General features: G+C 70.2%; 13 protein-coding genes and 1 pseudogene. 7 read left to right on the forward strand and 7 right to left on the reverse strand.

All coding sequences use genetic code 11. From position 1 onward, the window contains the following. Positions 1-51: 51 nt before the first annotated feature. From Drose_RS02615 to folE, 6 genes and pseudogenes are all read left to right on the forward strand, one after another. Positions 52-1,092 (forward strand): annotated as a pseudogene (locus Drose_RS02615) (zinc-dependent metalloprotease); the annotation flags it as partial. A 587-nt stretch (positions 1,093-1,679) separates the two neighbouring features. Beyond that, positions 1,680-2,660, forward strand: coding sequence for a tRNA lysidine(34) synthetase TilS (tilS, locus tag Drose_RS02620; RefSeq protein ID WP_260726576.1), 981 nt, complete (start codon positions 1,680-1,682; stop codon positions 2,658-2,660). 45 nt (positions 2,661-2,705) lie between these two features. Then, positions 2,706-4,316 carry a gamma-glutamyltransferase family protein gene (locus tag Drose_RS02625; protein ID WP_260726577.1) on the forward strand — a complete coding sequence of 537 codons (1,611 nt, stop codon included), beginning with the start codon at positions 2,706-2,708 and terminating at the stop codon, positions 4,314-4,316. A 69-nt stretch (positions 4,317-4,385) separates the two neighbouring features. Further along, positions 4,386-4,961: a hypoxanthine phosphoribosyltransferase gene (hpt, locus tag Drose_RS02630; protein ID WP_260726578.1), complete on the forward strand. Its 576-nt coding sequence runs from the start codon at positions 4,386-4,388 to the stop codon at positions 4,959-4,961. Between the two features lie 210 nt (positions 4,962-5,171). Beyond that, positions 5,172-7,178: an ATP-dependent zinc metalloprotease FtsH gene (ftsH, locus tag Drose_RS02635; protein WP_260726579.1), complete on the forward strand. Its 2,007-nt coding sequence runs from the start codon at positions 5,172-5,174 to the stop codon at positions 7,176-7,178. 59 nt (positions 7,179-7,237) lie between these two features. Beyond that, the gene (gene folE, locus Drose_RS02640; protein WP_390891411.1) at positions 7,238-7,879 is read left to right on the forward strand and encodes a GTP cyclohydrolase I FolE; all 642 of its coding nucleotides are present in this window, start codon (positions 7,238-7,240) and stop codon (positions 7,877-7,879) included. A gap of 100 nt (positions 7,880-7,979) precedes the next feature. Here the strand turns inward: folE and Drose_RS02645 are convergent, their stop codons facing one another. Then, positions 7,980-10,271, reverse strand: a complete 2,292-nt coding sequence (locus Drose_RS02645; RefSeq protein ID WP_260726580.1) for a hypothetical protein — start codon at positions 10,269-10,271, stop codon at positions 7,980-7,982. 469 nt (positions 10,272-10,740) lie between these two features. On the opposite strand from Drose_RS02645, the gene Drose_RS02650 reads away from it, so the two are divergent. Beyond that, positions 10,741-11,364 carry a hypothetical protein gene (locus Drose_RS02650; RefSeq protein ID WP_260726581.1) on the forward strand — a complete coding sequence of 208 codons (624 nt, stop codon included), beginning with the start codon at positions 10,741-10,743 and terminating at the stop codon, positions 11,362-11,364. A gap of 3 nt (positions 11,365-11,367) precedes the next feature. Here the strand turns inward: Drose_RS02650 and Drose_RS02655 are convergent, their stop codons facing one another. The 6 genes from Drose_RS02655 to Drose_RS02680 are packed head-to-tail and all read right to left on the reverse strand — an operon-like array spanning position 11,368 to position 19,331. Then, positions 11,368-11,991 (reverse strand): hypothetical protein, encoded by a 624-nt coding sequence (locus Drose_RS02655; protein ID WP_390891312.1) that lies wholly within the window; start codon positions 11,989-11,991, stop codon positions 11,368-11,370. Further along, entirely contained in the window at positions 11,988-13,133 is a 1,146-nt protein-coding gene (locus Drose_RS02660; protein ID WP_390891313.1) for a M23 family metallopeptidase, read from the reverse strand. The genes Drose_RS02655 and Drose_RS02660 overlap by 4 nt, the downstream gene beginning before the upstream one ends. After that, positions 13,130-13,675, reverse strand: a complete 546-nt coding sequence (locus Drose_RS02665) for a hypothetical protein (protein WP_260726582.1) — start codon at positions 13,673-13,675, stop codon at positions 13,130-13,132. The genes Drose_RS02660 and Drose_RS02665 overlap by 4 nt, the downstream gene beginning before the upstream one ends. A 6-nt stretch (positions 13,676-13,681) precedes the next feature. Continuing rightward, on the reverse strand, positions 13,682-15,601 hold the full coding sequence (locus Drose_RS02670) for an MFS transporter (RefSeq protein ID WP_260729582.1): 1,920 nt from the start codon (positions 15,599-15,601) through the stop codon (positions 13,682-13,684). 41 nt (positions 15,602-15,642) lie between these two features. Next, positions 15,643-18,960, reverse strand: a complete 3,318-nt coding sequence (locus tag Drose_RS02675) for an ATP-binding protein (RefSeq protein ID WP_260726583.1) — start codon at positions 18,958-18,960, stop codon at positions 15,643-15,645. After that, positions 18,957-19,331, reverse strand: a complete 375-nt coding sequence (locus Drose_RS02680; protein ID WP_260726584.1) for a hypothetical protein — start codon at positions 19,329-19,331, stop codon at positions 18,957-18,959. Before Drose_RS02680 ends, Drose_RS02675 begins: the two co-directional genes overlap by 4 nt. Between the last annotated feature and the right edge of the window lie 11 nt (positions 19,332-19,342).

Consider the following 19,342-nt stretch of genomic DNA (forward strand, 5'->3'; position numbering starts at 1 on the left):
TCGGGGTAGTCGAGGCGGTCGGCAGTGGTCCGACGCGGGTACGGTGGGGACATGGCGCAGTTCGTCGATTGGGATCTCGCCGCAGCCACCGCAGCGGCGCTGGGCAAGAGCGGCCCGGCCGTTTCCTACGAAGAGGCCGCCGCCGCCGTCGCCGACCTGCGCGGGCTGGCGAACGAGGCGGCCGAGCACGTCACGGCCTTCACCGGCCTCCGTGCCATGGTCCAAGGGCCACCGGTGCGGGTCGTCGACCGGCGCGACTGGGCCGCCACCAACATCGAGGGCCTGCGGCAGGTCATCCAGCCGCTGGCCGAGCGGCTCGCGGGCGGTAAGCAGCCGGGTGCGGTCGTCGGTGCCATCGGCTCGCGGTTCACCGGCGTCCAGGCCGGAACCGTGCTGGCCTATCTCTCCGGGAAGGTCCTCGGGCAATACGAGGTCTTCGCCGCCGACCCCGGCCAGTTGCTCCTCGTCGCGCCTAACATCGTCGAGGCCGAGCGCAAGCTCAATGCCAACTCGCGCGACTTCCGGCTCTGGGTCTGCCTGCACGAGGTGACCCACCGGGTGCAGTTCACGGCCGTGCCCTGGATGCGGGGCTACTTCCTCGGTGAGGTCGGCGCGTTCGTCGACGCCTCCCAGCTCAACCAGGACCAACTCGCCGAGCGGATGCGGCGCGCCGTCGGCGCACTCGCCGACGTGGTCCGCGATCCCAACAGCCGTGTCTCGGTCCTCGACCTGGTGCAGACTCCGGGTCAGAAGGCCGTCCTCGACCGGCTCACGGCGCTGATGACGGTGCTGGAGGGCCACGCCGAGTTCGTCATGGACGGCGTCGGCCCCGAGGTGGTGCCGAGTGTCGAGGAGATCCGGTCCAAGTTCAACCGCCGCCGCGAGGCCGGCAACCCGCTCGACCGGGTGCTGCGCAAGCTGCTCGGTGTCGACGTGAAGCTCCGGCAGTATGCGGAGGGCCGCAAGTTCGTCCACGCGGTCGTCGAGCACGTCGGTATGGACGGGTTCAACAAGCTGTGGCAGTCGCCGCTGACCATTCCGCGGCTCGACGAGCTGAGTGACCCCGAGGCCTGGATCGTGCGCGTGCTCGGCGCGAGCGCGCTGAGCCGTCCGACGCCCGTGCAGGCCGCGCCGGTCACCGAGGCGCCACCAGCCCCCGTGCCGACCGTTCCCGAGCCGACGGACACCGCTCCGGCGGAGGCCGGGGTCGCCGAGTCGACCGAGGTGGCCGGCCTGGCCGCCGAGACGCAGCCGGGTGTGGTCGCGCCGGAAGAGCGTGGAAAGGCCGGGGGGACCCCTGCCGACCCGGTGTCGGCCGGTGCGGTGCCCGCCGAGGTCGAGCCGCCCGCCGGTGGACCGGTCACCGTGGCACCTCCCGTCGAGGACGTCGATCCGGCCGCTGCCGAGGCGGGACCGGCCGAGGTCGAGCCCGGCGCAGAGGGCACGCCGGCCAAGGCGCAGGCCACGGCGGCGGAGGACGTGAAGGCCGAGGGCGACGAAACCGGAAGCACCGCGGACGGCGATCCAAAGGAGGGGAGCGCCGAGGCCGAAGGGGCGCCGCCGGAAGTGGCGCCCGAGCCGCGCAGTGCCTTCGACGCGGGTGAGTCCAGCACGACGCTCGAGGCCGCCGAGGCTGACGGTCACCGGCCGGTTAAGCCCGCCGGTGCCGACTGATCGGCATGGCCGCGCTGGCGCCGGCTGTCGCGGCCGTGCGGACCGCGGTCCGAAGGAGCCTGGCTGCGGTCGAGCCGGCGCTCGCACCCGGTGACACGGTGCTGGTGGCCTGTTCCGGCGGGGCCGACTCGCTGGCGTTGGCCGTCGCGGCACGGTTCGTCACCCATCGCATGCGCCTGCACTGCGGCATGGTGACCGTCGACCACGGCCTGCAGGACGGGTCCGCCGAGCGGGCCGTACGGCTGGCGGGCTGGGCGCGCGAGCGGGAGTTCGCGCCGGTCGAGGTGCGCAGTGTGAAGGTGGCCGGGCCGGGCGGGCCGGAGGCGGCGGCGCGTGACGCCCGGTATGCCGCGCTGGCCGCGGCTGCCAAGGCCCACCGGGCGGGGCTCGTACTGCTCGGGCACACCCGCGACGACCAGGCCGAGACGGTGCTGCTCGCGCTCGCCCGCGGCTCGGGGCCGCGCGGGCTGGCGGGCATGCCGGAGCGACGCGAGCGGCACGGGGTGCTGTTCGTGCGGCCCCTGCTCGACGTCCGCCGCGCCGACACCCGGCTCGCCTGCGCGGCCGACGGCCTCGTGCCGTGGGACGACCCGCACAACAGCGATCCGGCATATGCCCGGTCGCGCGTCCGGCCACTCGTTGAGGCGCTAGGGGCCGGTGTGGTCGACAACCTGGCGCGCACCGCCCGGCTGGTCGCCGCCGACAACAACCACCTCGACGAGCTGGCCGCGGACGCGCTGGAGAAGGCGCTCGACGGGCCGGCGGCGCTGTCCGTCGCCGCGCTCGAACGGCTGCCCGCGCCCGTGCGCACCAGGGTGCTGCACGCCTGGGTGCGGCGGCTCGGGGTGCCGGGCAGCGCCTTGTCGAACCGGCACGTGGTGGCCCTCGACGCGCTCGTCGTGGACTGGCACGGGCAGGGACCCGCCGCGCTGCCCGGTGGCGTGCGCGTCGCCCGGCAGGACGGCAGGTTGCACGGAAACCATTGACATCAGCGGATGCGCCGCGCGGTCCGTACCGCCTAAGATCATTCGGTGTCGAAAGACCTCCTTGCGCGCAAGCCGTTGTTCGCGCCCCACGGTGTCGTGGCCACAAGTCAGCCGCTCGCGGCGTCCGCCGGGCTGGCGGTGCTGCGCCGCGGAGGCAACGCGATCGACGCGGCGGTCGCCACCGCGATCGCGTTGACGGTGCTCCAGCCCGGCTCGAACGACCTCGGCAGTGACCTGTTCGCCCTGGTCTGGGACGGTTCGCGGCTCCACGGGCTGAACGCCTCCGGACGGTCTCCCGCCCTGCTCACGCGCGACCTCGTGCTGGACCGGGAGCCAGCGCTCGCGTCGGCCGCGCTGGGTGGCAGCCAGGCGACCGCGACGCAGGCCGTGCCGGCGCGCGGCTGGCTGCCGGTGACCGTTCCCGGCGCCCCGGCTGGCTGGCGTGACCTGCACGAACGCTTCGGATCGCTGCCGTTCGCCGACCTTTTCACCGACGCGATCGCCTACGCCGAGCACGGCTACCCGGTGTCACCGACCGTCGCCCACCACTGGGGCCGGGCCGCCGAGGTCGTGCACGCCGACCTGATCGGACCCGAGTTCGTCGAGTGGGCCCGCGTCTTCATGCCCGGTGGTCGCGCGCCCAGGGCAGGGGAGCGGTTCCGCAACCCGGACGTCGCCCGGTCGTTGCGCTCCATCAGCGGTACCGGTGCCGCCTCCTTCTACCGCGGCGAGCTGGCCGAGGCGATGGTCGCGCACGCCGAGCGCACCGGCGGCCTGCTCCGCGCCGACGATCTGGTGAACCACGAGTCCACCTGGGTCGACCCGATCTCCGTGCGGTACCGCGGGCACGACGTGTGGGAATTGCCGCCGAACGGGCAGGGCATCGCCGCCCTGATCGCGCTCGGTATCCTCGACGGTCTTCCGGCGTCGCCGTCGCTGCACCAGCAGCTAGAGGCGATCAAGCTCGGCTTCGCCGACGCGCACGCCTACGTGGCGGATCCGGCGTTCCACACCCACCCCGCGGAGTTGCTCGACCCCGCGTACCTCGCCGGCCGCCGCATGCTGATCGGCGAGCACGCCGCCGAATACCCGACCGGCGACCCGCTGCGGGGCGGCACCGTGTACCTGTGCACCGCCGACGGTGACGGGCGCATGGTCAGCCTGATCCAGTCCAACTACATGGGCTTCGGCTCCCACGTCGTGGTCCCGGGCACCGGGTTCAGCCTGCAGAACCGTGGCGCCGGGTTCGTCCTGGACCCGGTTCACCCGAACGTGGTCGCGCCCGGAAAACGCCCCTTCCACACGATCATCCCGGGCTTTCTGACCCGGGACGGCGCGGTGGTCGGACCGTTCGGCGTGATGGGCGGGCACATGCAGCCCCAGGGCCACCTCCAGGTCGTGCTCTCCACGGTCGACGACCTGCTCGACCCGCAGGCCGCGCTCGACCGGCCGCGCTGGTACTGGCACACGGGGCTGGAAGTGCGGGTGGAGCCCGGCCTGGCCGGCGCCGTCGACGACCTGCGCCGCCGCGGTCACGACGTGACGGTGGTCGGCACGCCGGGTGCGTTCGGCTACGGGCAGGCCATCTGGCGCACGGACGCCGGCTATGTGGCCGGCTCCGAACCGCGGGCAGACGGTGTGGCAGCAGGATTCTGAGTGCGGCGCGGGTCTCCTCAGGGGTGACCCGGCGTCGATCCGGCGGGACCGATAGGGCAGGCTAGGCCTATGGCCGACGGCAGCACCTGGCATTCGTCCGACATCGACCACGTGATCGTCAGCGAGGAGCAGATCCGCGAGAAGACGGCGGAGCTGGCCAAGCAGGTGGCGGCCGACTACGCCGACGTGGAATCGGTGCTGCTGGTCGGGGTGCTCAAGGGCGCCGTCATGTTCATGGCCGACTTCGCGCGCGCCCTCGGCCGCTCCGGCCCGCCCGTCGAGATGGAGTTCATGGCCGTCTCGTCGTACGGGCAGGGCACTACGTCCTCCGGTGTCGTTCGCATCCTCAAGGACCTGGACCGCGACATTGCCGGTCGGCACGTGATCGTCGTCGAGGACATCGTCGACTCCGGGCTGACCTTGTCCTGGTTGCTGAAGTACCTGGAGAGCCGCTCGGCCGCGAACGTCGACGTCGTCGCCCTCCTGCGCAAGCCCGACGCGCTGCGCGTGAGTGTTCCGGTGCGGTATGTCGGATTCGACATACCCAGCGAGTTTGTGGTCGGATACGGGTTGGACTACGCGGAGCGGTACCGTGACCTCCCGTTTGTCGGGGTGCTCAAACCCTCCGTATACGGGCGCGGCTGACCTGGATTTCCTGAGAGTCTGCTGAGAGCACCTCCTACCCGGCCGACGCCGATCCGCGACTGTCGGTGCCACGGTGTACCGTCAAATGGTCGCGAGCGTCAGCGAACCCACCATGCGGACGTTCTCGACATCGCGTCGGCACAGTGGGTCCGGCGTGGTTGACGGCCTTACGGATGGAGGGGCCGGGCGCTGTGTGCGCCCGACGACAACATGGAACGTACCCGTTTGTTCCGCCGGCCGGTGGTCTGGATCCTTCTGGTGATCATCGGTGCCATCGTGCTCAGTTCCTTCTTCACGTCCGGCCCGAGCTACACGAAGGCGGACACGTCGTTCGTGTTCGACCAGCTCCGGTCGGGCAACGTCACGAAGGCGGTGATCCAGGACAAGGAACAGACGCTCAACCTCGACCTCAAGAACAAGGTCAAGGTCAAAGGCAGCGAGACGAACAAGATCCAGGGTCAGTTCTCCTCCCAGAGCGCGGACGAGCTGCAGAACGAGCTCTCCCAGCTCAAGTCACAGGGCAAGGTGCAGGACTACAACGTCAACGTCACCCAGGACAACATCTTCATCAGCCTGCTGATCAACCTGTTGCCCATCGCGGTGCTCGTCGTCCTCCTGCTCCTGTTCATGTCGCAGATGCAGGGCGGTGGTTCTCGCGTCCTCAACTTCGGCAAGTCGAAGGCGAAACTCATCTCCAAGGACACGCCGAAGACGACCTTCGCCGACGTCGCGGGCTCCGACGAGGCCGTCGAAGAGCTCCACGAGATCAAGGACTTCCTGCAGGCGCCGGCGAAGTACCAGGCGCTGGGCGCGAAGATCCCGAAGGGCGTCCTGCTCTACGGCCCGCCCGGCACCGGCAAGACGCTGCTGGCCCGTGCGGTCGCCGGTGAGGCCGGCGTGCCGTTCTACTCGATCTCCGGCTCCGACTTCGTCGAGATGTTCGTCGGCGTCGGCGCGTCCCGGGTCCGCGACCTGTTCGAGCAGGCCAAGGCCAACGCGCCGGCCATCGTGTTCGTCGACGAGATCGACGCCGTCGGCCGCCACCGCGGCGCCGGCATGGGCGGCGGTCACGACGAGCGTGAGCAGACGCTCAACCAGCTCCTCGTCGAGATGGACGGCTTCGACACCAAGGGCGGTGTCATCCTGATCGCGGCCACCAACCGGCCGGACATCCTCGACCCGGCGCTGCTGCGCCCGGGCCGTTTCGACCGGCAGATCGCCGTCGACCGGCCCGACATGGAGGGCCGCAAGGCCATCCTGCGGGTCCACGCGAAGGGCAAGCCGTTCACGCCCGACGTCGACCTCGACTCCGTCGCCCGGCGCACGCCCGGCTTCACCGGTGCCGACCTGGCCAACGTCATCAACGAGTCCGCGCTGCTGGCCGCCCGCAACGACAAGCGGGCGATCACCAACGACTACCTCGAAGAGGCCATCGACCGGGTCATCGCCGGTCCGGAGCGGCGCACCCGCGTCATGAGCGAGCACGAGAAGAAGGTCACCGCGTACCACGAAGGTGGCCATGCGCTGGTCGCCTGGGCGCTGCCCCACTCGGCGCCGGTGCACAAGGTCACCATCCTGTCCCGTGGCCGCTCGCTCGGGCACACGCTGGTCCTGCCGACCGAGGACAAGTACACGCAGACGCGCTCGGAGATGATCGACACCCTCGCCTACGCGCTGGGTGGCCGGGCGGCCGAGGAACTCGTGTTCCACGAGCCGACCACGGGCGCGGGCAACGACATCGAGAAGGCGACGGCGCTTGCCCGGGCGATGATCACGGAGTACGGCATGAGCGCGAAGCTCGGCGCCGTGAAGTACGGCACGGGCGAAGGCGAGCCGTTCCTCGGCCGGACGATGGGCCACGAGCGCGACTACTCCGAGAAGGTCGCCGCCGAGATCGACGGCGAGGTCCGCTCGCTGATCGAGATCGCGCACGACGAAGCGTGGGAGATCCTGGTCGAATACCGTGACGTCCTCGACACCATCGTCGAGGAGCTCATGGAGAAGGAGACCATCTCCCAGAACGACATGGCCCGCATCTGCGCCCGTGTCGTGAAGCGGCCGCCGATGGCGCCGTACAGCGTGAACGGACGCCGCCGGCGCACGTCGGTCGAGCCCGGTGCCAACGGTGCCGAGGTCGGCCAGCCGGTCAGTGTCACCACCGACGGCGATCACGTGCGGATCGTCAGCGGTGGGGAGACCCCGGACGGTTCCAACTGAGCGAGATCAGCAGCACCGAGCCCGACGCCGACGATGACGGCGCCGGGCTCGGCGCTGAACTGGACCAGGTCGAGCTGGACCACGTCGCGGCCCGGCTGGTGAGCGGCAAGCTGGGCGGGGTCGAGGTCGAGCGCAACGTCGACCTCAAGCGCATCGAATCGGCCGTACGGGAAATCCTCATCGCCGTCGGCGAGGACCCGGATCGCGACGGTCTGCGCAAGACGCCCGCCCGGGTCGCGCGCGCCTACGCCGAGCTGTTCGCCGGCCTGCGCGTCGACCCCTCCCGGGTGCTCACGACGACCTTCGAGGCCGACCACGAGGAACTGGTCCTCGTGCGTGACATCGAGGTCATGTCGATGTGCGAGCACCACCTGCTGCCGTTCCACGGGGTGGCCCACATCGGGTACATCCCCGGGCACGACGGACGGATCACCGGCCTCTCCAAGCTGGCCCGCCTCGTCGAGGTGTACGCGCGGCGGCCCCAGGTGCAGGAGCGCCTCAACTCGCAGATCGCCGATCTGCTGATGACGCAGCTCAACCCGCGGGGTGTCATCGTCGTGATCGAGTGCGAGCACATGTGCATGTCGATGCGCGGCATCCAGAAGGGCGGTTCGCGCACGATCACGTCGGCGGTGCGGGGGTTGCTCCGCGACGACGCCAAGTCGCGCGCCGAGGCGATGTCGCTGATCCTGCGCGGCTGACACCATCTGCCGGAGGCGTCGGGTTTCGGCCCGGCGCTTCCCCTGTACAGGGCCGTCCTTCTGCGCGGGTCAGCCGCTATGGGGTCAGTAGCAGGACGCTCTATGGGGTCAGTAGCAGGACGCCGCCGAATACCAGCAGCGGGATCAGGGCCAGCAGGCTGATCACCATGCCCAGCACCGGGGTGCGTGACGTGGTGTGCCGGGTCATCGCGCCGATGGTCAGCCAGCCCAGGCCGAACGCGATGGCCGGAAGCACCAGGGCGCAGGGCAGCGCCACGATGCTGACCTGGCTGCTCCGCTCGCCCGCGAGCAGCGTGGGGATCTGCACGATCGCGGCGAGGATCGCGAAGCCGAAGTAGACCGCGGCGTTGAGCCAGACCCGCCGGGTGGATGCGGCCTGTCGCCCGGGCGCCGACAGCGCCGCCTCAGACTGCTTCAGGCCGGCCGCGGCGACCCGCAGGGCGGTGGATACCCTCCCGGGCACCGATTCGGGCGCTGGGGGGCTTACAGGGCGCACGGCACCGGTTCCGACGACCCCGCCGCCCCCGGTCGCCGGTGTCCCGCTGACCGGGATTCGCGGGATGGAGCCGGTCGTGTGAGCGTTGTGCGCCATCGGTACCGCCCCCGGCCCGCCCGGCACCCGCGGCCCGGCCGGTGTCCCGGGCATCGCGGTGGCGGGCCGCCCGTGGATCGCGGCGGGTGTGCCCGGCATGGCCGCGGCGTGCCGTCCGTGCGCCGCGGGTGCTCGGCCGGCCGGTGTCCCGGGCATCGCGGCCGGGGGCATCTGCGGTCCGGCCGGAGTTCCGGGCATGGCCGCGGCGTGCCGTCCGTGTGCCGCGGTTCCCGCCGGGGTGCCCGGCATCGCATGCTGCGGCATCGCCGGAGCCGGCGGAGCGCCCGGTATCGGGCCGCTCACCGGCATCCCGGGGATCGTGCCGGTGTGCATCCCGGGCGTTGCGCCCGTGTACACGCCAGAGGCGGCGGTGTGCGCGGCCGATGCTTGCGAGGCGGACACACGAGGGGCGGCCGGGGTGCCCGGGGGCAGCGGCGGGGCGGAGATCGGGGGCGCGCTCACCGGGAGGGACGCCGTTCGGGTGCTCCGCTGCCAGCCCATCGCCGGGCCGCCGCTCGACGGCGGGGGAGGGGCCATGGGGGCTCCCCACCGCCTGCCCGCCGGCCGCTGGGCACTCGTCAGCGCGGCGTGGGCCGCCTGGGTCTCCTGCCACGAAGGCTCGTACTCGATCGGGCGTCCACCGGCCTCACCCGCCATCTCGGCCAGGAACGCGCGGTGGTGTGCGAGCTTTGCCCGTACTGCTGCCAAATCATCACGGGCGGCCTTGAGCGCTGCCTTGTGCTCGGCCACGACCGCGATCACTTCGCGGCGGACGACGTCGAGCCGTTGGGCGGCGGCGACGTATTCCAGCCAGGCGGTCCGGCTCGGCTCACCCACCGGTGTGGGCGGCGCGTTCCACGGGCCACCGAGTTCCGCGCAGACGCGGCGGACGAGTTCGGCAGGCGGGTCGGGGTCGAGGTACACGGGCGCGTTGAGGCGGGCGGGGGCGACGCCGGTGCCGGAGAACGTGGTGCCGGGCGGATCACCGACCCAGGCGTGCGGGTTGCGGATCGCGATCTGGGTCGCATGCGGCAACGGCGCCTGTGTCGTTTCGGCGGTCAGCGGCGGCGGCGGCCAGCCGGCGGCGATCAGGTGCAGGCGGCCGGCCGGTCCGGCGTGCGCCAGGCCGGCGATCCGGGCCAGGTCGCGCCCCTCGGTGAGTTCGGGCAGCGAGGCGATGACGATGAGCAGCGTCGGTCCGGGGCCGTCGGTGCGGGACGCGAGCCACTGCTCGCCCTCGTCGAGCACCGCGCGGAGCCCTTCGGCGTCCGTGGCGGGCGGCGGCATGATCGACTCGATGCCGGTGAACCAGTTGAAGGTCGCGCCTTCGACCGCGTCGACGGTCCGGATGCGTACCGAACCGGGCGGTGACGACGCCAGCAGACGCAGGACGAGGCTTCGGAGCACCCCGGCGACCCGGCTGTCCCGTGCGTCCGCGTCGACGGCGATGTGTCCGGCCCGCAGCAACGGCACGACGACCGGGAATCGGGCGTCGTCGAGGGGGTGTGCCTGCCCGACGCGCACGAAGGTCGGCGGCAGCGGCCCACCGAGGGGCGTGGCCGGCGCGAGCGCGTCGAGCTGTGCGCCCAGCCAGCCCGGAGCCAGCAGCGCGGCGTCGGAGCGCAGCCCGGCCGCGAGGTCGTGCTGCTCGGCGTACTGATCAACGGGCGCGGCGGTCGGGGAGTATTTGTCGAGGATCGGCCCGGCGGCGACGACCAGCGCAGCGGTGTGCCGATGCTGCGCAGCCGCTCGCTCGATCCGTGCCCGCAGGCGTGCCACCGTGCCCCTTCCGATCCAAGCTAGATGCGGGAACGGTAACGCAGTCCGGTGGCCGAGTCAGCAGGCACACTGATGGCATCACGTTCGCGCAGGTGACCGGCCAGGTCAGATGACACGCTCGTCCTTTGCCACCTGGCTTCGTTCTCAGGTCTGCTCGCTTCGAGTGTCATCTGCTTGCTCCTGTCCGCCTCCTTCGGCGGCCCCCTCGCGGGTCCTTCTCCGCGGCTCTCTCCCAGCTCCTTCGCTCGTCTTCGCTCTACCTCGCGTCCTTCTTCGCTGGCCTCCGCTAATCTTCGCTGGGTCTTCGCTGGTCTTCGCTCGTCTCCGTTCGTGTTCGGGTCTCTTCGGGCTTTCCGGGCTTCTTGGCGTGGCCTCGGGTTTCTCCGCGCGGCTTCGGCTTGTTCGCAGGGGCTTGTTCGCACGGCGCGGAAGTGTGCCGGTCTGGCGGCGGGCGGATAGCCTTTGGGACGTGGACCCATCGAAGCCGAACGAGCCGGAGATCGACCGGAGCAGACCGATCCCGAAGTCCCGTCCGGGCGGCGAGGAGGTCCTGGAGGGCGAGATCATCGGGCGGGATGTGCCGCTGGGGCGGCTACGACCACCTCCGTCGACGCCTCCGGGCCCGGCGAACAAGCCAATGGGCGTCCGCAGGACGCTACTTTTGGTGCTGGTGTCGGTGGCGGCGCTGGTGTGCTTGGCCGGTTCGTTAACGGCCTATTTCTGGTACGACAAGGCCACGACGCCGGATCGCAGCAGTCCGACGGTTACATTGCAGCAATACGTCAACGCCCGGTTCAACTTGCGTGACGCGGCGCGCGCCAGGGTGTTCGAATGTAATTCTCCGCGCTTGGAGGCTGTCGATCAGGCCATCGATGAAATCCTAGGGCTTGAAGCGAGATACAACATTGCGATCAGCACGTCAGTGTCCGACCTTTCCGTGTCCAACCAAGGGGATAGGGTCGACGTCTCAGCGCATCTCAATGTAGTGGTTCCGGAAGCCAACGGCCTCGACTCGGTCCAGGTTCAGAAGTGGACGTTTCATTTCGTGAAGTCGGATAGCTGGCGAGTGTGCGGGGCGGAGCGCATTCTGTAGGGGTCACTCCACCCATAGGAGGTGTATTGGGACCTCCAGGGTTTTTGGGGCCTGGCCGCTCCAGGCCCATCGGTACCAGTCCAATTCGCGGCACACTCGGATGCAGATGTCGCCCTCCGCGCTGTTGTACGGCTCCGTCACCGCTCTCAGGTCGCGCTCATCCGAGGATGTCTTGTCGTCCGGGCCGGCTACCCGTACGACTCGCAAACCCGTCATCGCCATGACGTCCTTGGCCCGGCGTGGGGGGCGTGCGGGCGGGGCGTCCAGCGAGATCAACCGTGCCACGAGGTCGGTCGCCTCGGTCGGGGTGACCGTAGACGATGTGCGCTCCACCCACACCCGCTCCAACGGTACCAACGGTGCAAAAACCTCAGTCTGCTCGGCCTCCGCGCGGTACCACTCGTGCTCCGGCAGCACCGGGACGTAGGTACGGCTCGCCTGGATCACCGTGTCGTCGATCCGTAGATCGTCGCGCCAGCCCAGACCCGGCACCCCGATCATCGCTCGGCGGCCGCGCAGGTCGCGGATCGCTCCCGCAGGTACGTATTCGATGCCCGCCGGCGCCCGCTCGGCGTTCCCGGCGAGGAGGTCCCAGTCGGGCAGGTCGTCGGACGGGAACTCGGTCACGGCTCGACCCCCAGCGGCGCACCCACGCGCTGCATGAACTGGACCGGATCCACCGCGCCGTTCTTGCTCGAATCGTTGTTGATGTGCGTCTCGAAGTGCAGGTGCGGGCCCGACGAGTGGCCGGACGTGCCGGAGACACCGATCTCCTGACCGGGCGCGACGCTCTGGCCGACCACCACGTTCGGCCGTTTCACCATGTGGCAGTACCTCGTGATGATGCCGTTCGCATGCCGGATGTCGACGTACCAGCCGCAGCCGCGCACACTCGGCGAGCCGTCGCGGTCGCAGCCCCAGTCGGCGCCGTTCGGGCCGATCGCGTTGCATCGGGCCTTGATGACCTGGCCCGCCGCTGCAGCCCGGATAATCGTGCCCCTTGGGACGATGATGTCGACGCCCTGGTGGGTCGGGCGAGAAGCGGTCCGGAAGCCGGAGCCGACCTTGCCCTTGACCGGCGCGATCCAGCCGGACGCGGCCATCTGGCCGGCGGCGACGCACCGCAGGTCGAACTGGTTGCCCACGGCCCGGGCGGCGCCGCCGGTCAGTGAGTTAACGACCGTCGTCGCGGCCTCTTCGTGTTTCGCGTACGCGTTGGGGTACGCGCTGCGCTGCACCCGCTGCGCGGCCCGCGTCAGCGACATCGACTCCCAGCCGCGAACCGTCAGGAGCTTCTCGTAGAACTTCCGGGAGGCGTACTGCGGATCCATGATCTGTTCCGGCGTGCCCCAGCCGGTGCTGGGACGCTGTTGGAACAGTCCGAGCGAGTCGTGGTCGTTGCGGCTGCCCAGGTGGGGCAGGTTGCGCAGGCTCGACTCCTGCATCGCGGTCGCGACGGCGATGACCCAGCCGCGCGGCGGTACCTTCATGTCCTGCCCGACGCGGACGACGATCGCGGCGTTGCGGACCTGTTCGGGGCTGAGCGATCGATGCGTGGGCAGCTTGGCCGAGGCGTCGACGAGTTCGCCGTTGCCGCATCCGGCCGCGTTGTTGACCGTGTTCCGCGCCGCGTCCATGAAGAACGAAATCAGCCCGCCACTGCAGCACACCAGGATCAGTACCGTGGTCAGCGCGATCAGCAGGGCCGGGCGGATCGTGCGCCTGCCACCGCCCTCGTCCAGGCCGTCCGTGGCCTCGAGATCGTTCACGCAGCCTCCCAGCCCAGCCCCGTGACCTGCCAGCGTCTGTCGACGATCTGCAACTCGAGCACGATGGTCCCGCCGTCGGCGGGGAAGCGGGCGGTGGCGTCCTGACCGAAGTTCTGCATCGCGACCGGGCCGGTGATCGTCGAGGCGGGGACGTCGTTCGGGTCGGTCTCGGCGAGTTCGGTCATCAGGTCCGTCGAGGCGTTCGGCTTGAGCCCGGCCCGCCACTGGTCGCCGGACTGTCCCGGTTTGCGCAACCAGGCGTTGGCAAACCGGGTGGCCACCGTCGTCGCGTCAGGCGCATCCTTGCTCAGCGAGGGCGCGACGGAGCCGGGCTCGTCGTCGACACTGTCGTCGCCGACCGAGCTGAACGGGTCAGGCGTCGTCTCGACGGGCGCGACGGTCGGCCCAAGCGCGTCGTTCGGCGGCCCGTCGGTGCGGCTGTCGAGGATCGTACGACCGAAGCCCACGACGGCGAGGACGATCACGACGAGGAGCAGCGCGATGCCGTACCGCGTGCCGAGAAGACGCAGGACCGTCCGCATCGCCCGTCACCCCGGCAGACTCGCCGACTCCGGCCGTCGCGCCGGCCCTCGGTCGGTGCCGGCACGGTCCGAGTCGGGCCGATAGATCGAGTAGGACGGTGCGTTCTCAGCGGGCACGTCAGGCTCCTCCCAACGCGGCTCCCGCCGCCGGCGCTGCGATGCGTCCTGCCGGCTCGACCGCTCCTCGGGCCGCCCCCCGCCGTCGTGCCCGGACCCGCCGCCGCTCCTGACGGGGAGCGAGTCTTCGGTCCGCGACTCAGGCCGCTGCTGTGTCTGCAAACTTTCCCCCCGCCGCTGGCTCCGAGGCTCGTTGGTACCTCCGGCGTCGACGATCTTCAACGCTGCGGCTTGGCGAACATCCCGCATGAACAGCCGGTGCCAGCTACCCGCGGAGGTGATCGCGCGGGTGGAGTCCTTGCCGCCGAGTTGGGTGATCCTGCGGTACGGCCGGAGCAACAGCCAGCCGACAACTCCGGTGAGCCAGATCAGCAATACCTGGAGCCATCCAGCCAACGACGCCGTTCCGAGAATCAACGTGACGGCAAAGAGGTAGATGGCCGATCCGGTACCGAAGATGATGATGTTGAAGATCGCCGCAATGACAGCGTTGCCGAGCCGCCGCAGGCCAGCGTTGGCCGGCCGCAACAACCCGACAGTTCCCAAGATCGGCGCCGCAATGACGGCCCACCGAAAAATCAGGAAGCCGAGGATGACCAGAATGGACGCGGTGATATCGAACAGGGAAAAGAAGAGGGCGGACAGAATGGCAAGAAACCCCGCCCCGATCCGATCCATCCCCTTGGTTCCCTGAAGGTGCTGATACGCCTCGGGATCTTCCGTCTTGATCTGCTCGGCGATCCGCATCCACCGCTGCTTCTTCTCCTCGATTACAGTCTTCCGCATCGTTGATTCGACTGGTGGGCCGGGGCGTTTGTCACGGATTCGCTGCTCTTCCTCATTGGCTGCTCGTCGTTCATCGGCCCGAATTTTCTGGATATCCTCCCAAGAGAAAGACTTGGCGTCGTACAGTGCTGGCCCGTACTTCTTCGCGGTTTCACTGTCTGCCGACCCCAAGGCACCTCGAAGCCAATTGTTGTAGAGTAAACCGTCCACAACGGTGTTGCTCGCTCTCACGGCCGGTGGTCGTGTATCGGCACAAGCGGCAGGATCGGGGTTTCGGCACTGGCCTGGTGGAATCTCCTCCGATGGAGGTCCCACAGCGTCGTGAATAACGCCGAGGCTGGAAACCAAGGTCTTATCTGCCAGGCTTGCAGACCATGCGGGCCATGCGGCGATTCCCGTGACCAGGACCATGACGAAGACCGCCCAGCCGGCGGTCGTGACCGCGTTGGAAAGATCTGACTGGCGTGAACGCCACAGTAAATACAGGCCGACAATGGTAAGAGTTATGGCACCAAATGCGGTGAAAACCTTCACGTAGACGGCCTTAGTGGCCTGCTCCACGAGTGGATCGGCCCAACCCCACATATATGATGGATCCCATGCGCGTTCCCGGAGAGCGTTCGAGGCGCCGATCACCGATGTGGCGAGAAGGAACTCGCCGTTGGCGACCGTGTTTTCGAACTCCGCACTAGGATTTGTTACGACGGAGGAGCATTTTAGGTCGTAGGTGGCGAAGTCGTATCCCGCATAGCCGTATTCGCTGTAACGAAAGCGGAGTCGAGAGCCGCCGGTTGTTGTTGGTTCCTGGGCGAACCAGCCCGCCATGCCGGAATCGGGAGCACTCGGGGTTGGGGCGTCCAGGCAACTCACCCTGGATTGGATGTCCACCTGGAGGCGGTTGGCGCAGTTCTCGAAGTTGGTCGGGACCCGCCACTCCTCGACGGTGCACAGTGGATCGCCCGGGGCTCGGGGTGGTGGGGTGGCCGAGGTTGGGGAAGCGAACCCGCCGAACAGCGTGGCCATCGCCGTCACGATGATCACGGCCGCGTACACGGGCAGGCGTCTCACCGATCGTCCTCCGGGTCATCGTCGTGGACGTCCACGACCTCACCGCCGACAGTGGTGCCGGCCGGTGCACCCCCCGGTGTCGTGTCCAGGTAACGCAGCAGGTCTCGAACGTACGAGACGTCGACGCGGACCTTCTGGACGCGTCCGTCGACGTCGCGCATCACGAACTCGCGGAACCCCAGCCGCGAGGACGAGCTTGTGTCCACCTGGGACAGTGCGGCCAAGGTCTGCTCGTAACCTACGTCCGTCGGGACGCGGAGCAGGCGGAGTGCCTCGGCGGCGATCTCGGAGTCCTCGGCGATCCGGCCCACGAAGACCGTCGACACGAGATTCTGCACGTCGAGCCCGAGGATGTCCTTCGGGTTCTGGGAGGCCACCAGCGCCGCGAGGTTCCACTTCCGGGAGTCGCGGGCGAGCCGGACCAGGAACGAGCGGCCCGAGCGCCACCCCTCCATGAAGTGTGCCTCGTCCAGGCCGACCAGCTTGCGCTGGGCCATGTCGCCGCCGTAGCAGCGACGGACGGCGAGCCGGTGGGCGGTGTGCAGCATCGGCAGGGCGAGGGACTCCTCGGCCGACCAGTACTCGCGCTCGATCTTGAGGTCGGGCAGCCGCAGGCCCGCCATGGTGATGACCGTGAGCGCGGCGTCGGCGCCCAGCAGCCCGGCCGGTGGCGAGCCGAAGAACAGCATCGCCAGCGGCATCTCCGCGGTGTCGAGCAGCAGGTTGCCGAGCTCGAGGGCCTCATGGTCACCGGTGTCCCGCAGCGAGCGGATCACGTCCTCCAGGGTCGAGGACTCCTCCGCCGGCACCTGCCGGACCGCGTGGCGCAGCATCGTGGCCGTCGACGCCTCGCGGGCGACCTGCGGCGGCACCAGCATCATGCAGATGTCCTGCACCAGCATGCGACGCTCGGCGCGGGCGTTGGACACCGCGATCTCGAACTCGCGGTCACCGCCGCCGCCCAGAGCGTAATGCGACCGCTGCGGGGTCGGGATCAGCGAATACGGCGCGAGTGTGCCCTGCTCGGAGCCGGTCAGGTTGAGCACCCGCGCGTAGGGCGCCAGCTCCGGCATCGCGCACAGCCGGGCGAGCGGACCGGACGGATCCAGGAGCGTGACCTGCACGCCGCGGCGGGCCGCGAGGTAGCCGAGGGCGCCCATGAGGGTCGACTTGCCACCGCCGGGCTCGGCGACGAAGACCGCCAGGCCGGAGCGCTCGCGGACCTCCATCGGAAAGTGCAGGTCGAGGAAGACCGGACGGCGGGAGGTGCCCGCCGTACGACCGATGAGGTCACCCCGGCGGTCACCGACCGTCGACGCGGCCTGCGGCAGGGCGGCCGCGAACAGCTTGACCGGCATGCGCCGCAGGTAGCCGGTGTTGGCCAGCGGCTCGCCCGGGATGAACTCGCGGGCCAGCCAGTCCTGGTTCTTCGGGTGCTGGAGGGCGAGCCGCATCTCGCGCGAGTACATCTGCGTGACCCGGCGGGCTCGCTCGAGGCACTCCTCCCGGGTGCGGCCGCCGACGGCGATGCGGTGCCAGCCGTGGGCGCGGGACGAGTCGACCGGCAGGCCGGTGCTGATTTCGTCGCCGATCGTGAGGGCTCGCTTGGCGAGCCGCTCCAGTTCCGGCGGCGCGTCGATGCCGTGCTCGCTGTAGTCGGCCTGCTGGGAACGGATCAGGCGGAGCCGGTGCTCGAGATTGCGGAACGAGTCGCCGGGGCCGAGGATGTCGATCCGCGACGAGAGCTCCATCGGCCAGGGCAGCCGCTCGTGGAAGTGCAGCCACGGCTCGTGCCGCTCGGGGATCTCCAGGGGCTCCATCCGGCCGACGGTCAGGACGGCGACGTGCCGCTCCTCGCCGCTGACGCGGTTGACGAGCTTGACCGTCGAGCCGTAGGGCGTGCGGTATCGCTCCACCTGCTCCGTCAGCGCGAGCAGGTCACCGCGGTCCCAGCCGCCTTCGAGCGTGGTGATCTGGCCGGGCGGCGACATGCACAGCGCCACCGACCGGTACAGCAGCCATTCCAGCTCGAACGCGGTCACCCGCCGTCCGCGCATGCCGAACGCGCCGAGCACCTCGTCGAACTGCTCGACGGTGCGTGCCATCCGGCGCCGCTCGGCGTCGGCGACACCGCGCTTGAACAGGGCGCCGATGCGCTCGGCGAACGTGTCGCCGAGCGTGCGCCGGGCGAAGGCGATGCCCAGGTACGTCTGGCCCTCGGCGTGGTTGATCGACAGCAGGTGCTTCTGCGCGGCGACCAGGTGGTCGGACCAGGTGGGGGCGTGCGGCACCGGGGGCAGCGGATGCGGAGTGTTGCCGTCGACGACCCGCGCCCACTGGTCGGCCGGGAACGGCCGGGTCGTGCGTCGCAGGTGGAGCCGGAAGCCGGCGAGGCCCGCGTATTGCTCGGAGATCGCCGACAGCAGGGCCTCGCGCTCGGCGTCGGGTCGGAACGCCCACCGCACCTCGGGCAGCCAGTACCACGCCGTCACGGTGTTGGGGGTGAAGGTCAGGTGCCCGGCGATCTCGGTGATCGCCAGGTCGACGGCGGCGGAGCGGTCCTTGTGCCGCGGCTTCGGGGTCCGGTCCAGCGGTGTCTTGCGTCCCCGGCCGGGCGGTGGCGTCATGCGCGGCGGCCGCGGCGGTGGCGGGATCCGGCCCGGTGCCTCGGCGGGAGTGCCGCGGGTCGGGACACCGCGGGCGGGCGGCGGTGGGGTGCGCCGGGCAGGTGGCGGCGCGAGCTCACGGCCGGGCGCCGACCGGAGCCCCTTCGACGGGGCGCTCTTGGCAGCGGGCACGCCCTTGGCGGCAGCGGACGGGCCGGCACCGAGCGCGGGACGCGATCCGACCCCGTTGGTCCGGGTGCTCTCGGTGACCGGCGTCCGGGGTGCGACCCGCTTCGGCGCGCGCAGATCCTCCGGTGCGCGGGGCGGCCCGGAGGCGGGTGCGGCGGAGATCGGCACACCGGAGATCGGGACACCGGAGATCGGCCGCTCGGCGCCGGTGGAGGGAGCGCCCGCGACGGCACCGCCGGGCTCCAGCGCCCGCAGGCGATCGCGCGGTCGCCCGCCGGGCGGGTCGTCGAAGAGACCCAAAAACGGGGAGTCGACGTCTGCCGCGGGCTGTGCGCTCACCGGCCGGTCGGCGGCTCTGCCCGTGCCGGTGCCGCTTCCTGTGCCACGGAACATCGCCACGCGGCCGTTCTCGGCGACCGCGCGCAGGCCGCCATCGTAATCAGTTGACTGCGCAGCGTCGTCATCGAGGTCGGGCCGGTCGGAGTGCCCGCCGGTCCGGCGCGGCGGCGGATTGGTCATGCGAGATCACCGGTGAGTTCCGGCCGGATGCGCACACGGGTGGCGACCAGTCGGGCGTCGCGCTGCTCCGTGCTCGGCTCCCGGGTATGGCGCCAGTCGGTCAGGGCGGTGCGGACCACCATCCGCGCGGGGCGGTCGGGGTCGACATACCGGAAGATCAGGGAGGTCGCGACGATCGCGAGGGCGATCTCGTATGCGGGGAAGTAGTCGACCTGCAGCGTGATCACGTAGCGGATGACCATGAACAGCGGCACGAGCAGCGCGAACACACCGTACTGCGCGTAGGGCAACTGAACCGGCAGGGTGTAGCCGGGCGGCCCCAGATAGACCAGGCGGGCCCGGTAGATGTCGTCGTCTGTGCGCAGCCGCATGGTCGTCCGGC

This window comes from Dactylosporangium roseum (genome assembly GCF_025264685.1).
Classification (GTDB): domain Bacteria; phylum Actinomycetota; class Actinomycetes; order Mycobacteriales; family Micromonosporaceae; genus Dactylosporangium; species Dactylosporangium roseum.

Excerpts from the sequence above, each read along its gene's own strand:
- Drose_RS02680 (WP_260726584.1), bottom strand. The coding sequence starts at position 19,331 with ATGCGGCTGCGCACAGACGACGACATCTACCGGGCCCGCCTGGTCTAT.
- hpt (WP_260726578.1), top strand. The coding sequence starts at position 4,386 with ATGGCCGACGGCAGCACCTGGCATTCGTCCGACATCGACCACGTGATC.
- ftsH (WP_260726579.1), top strand. The coding sequence starts at position 5,172 with ATGGAACGTACCCGTTTGTTCCGCCGGCCGGTGGTCTGGATCCTTCTG.
- Drose_RS02675 (WP_260726583.1), bottom strand. The coding sequence starts at position 18,960 with ATGACCAATCCGCCGCCGCGCCGGACCGGCGGGCACTCCGACCGGCCC.
- Drose_RS02670 (WP_260729582.1), bottom strand. The coding sequence starts at position 15,601 with ATGGCCACGCTGTTCGGCGGGTTCGCTTCCCCAACCTCGGCCACCCCA.
- Drose_RS02665 (WP_260726582.1), bottom strand. The coding sequence starts at position 13,675 with ATGCGGACGGTCCTGCGTCTTCTCGGCACGCGGTACGGCATCGCGCTG.
- tilS (WP_260726576.1), top strand. The coding sequence starts at position 1,680 with ATGGCCGCGCTGGCGCCGGCTGTCGCGGCCGTGCGGACCGCGGTCCGA.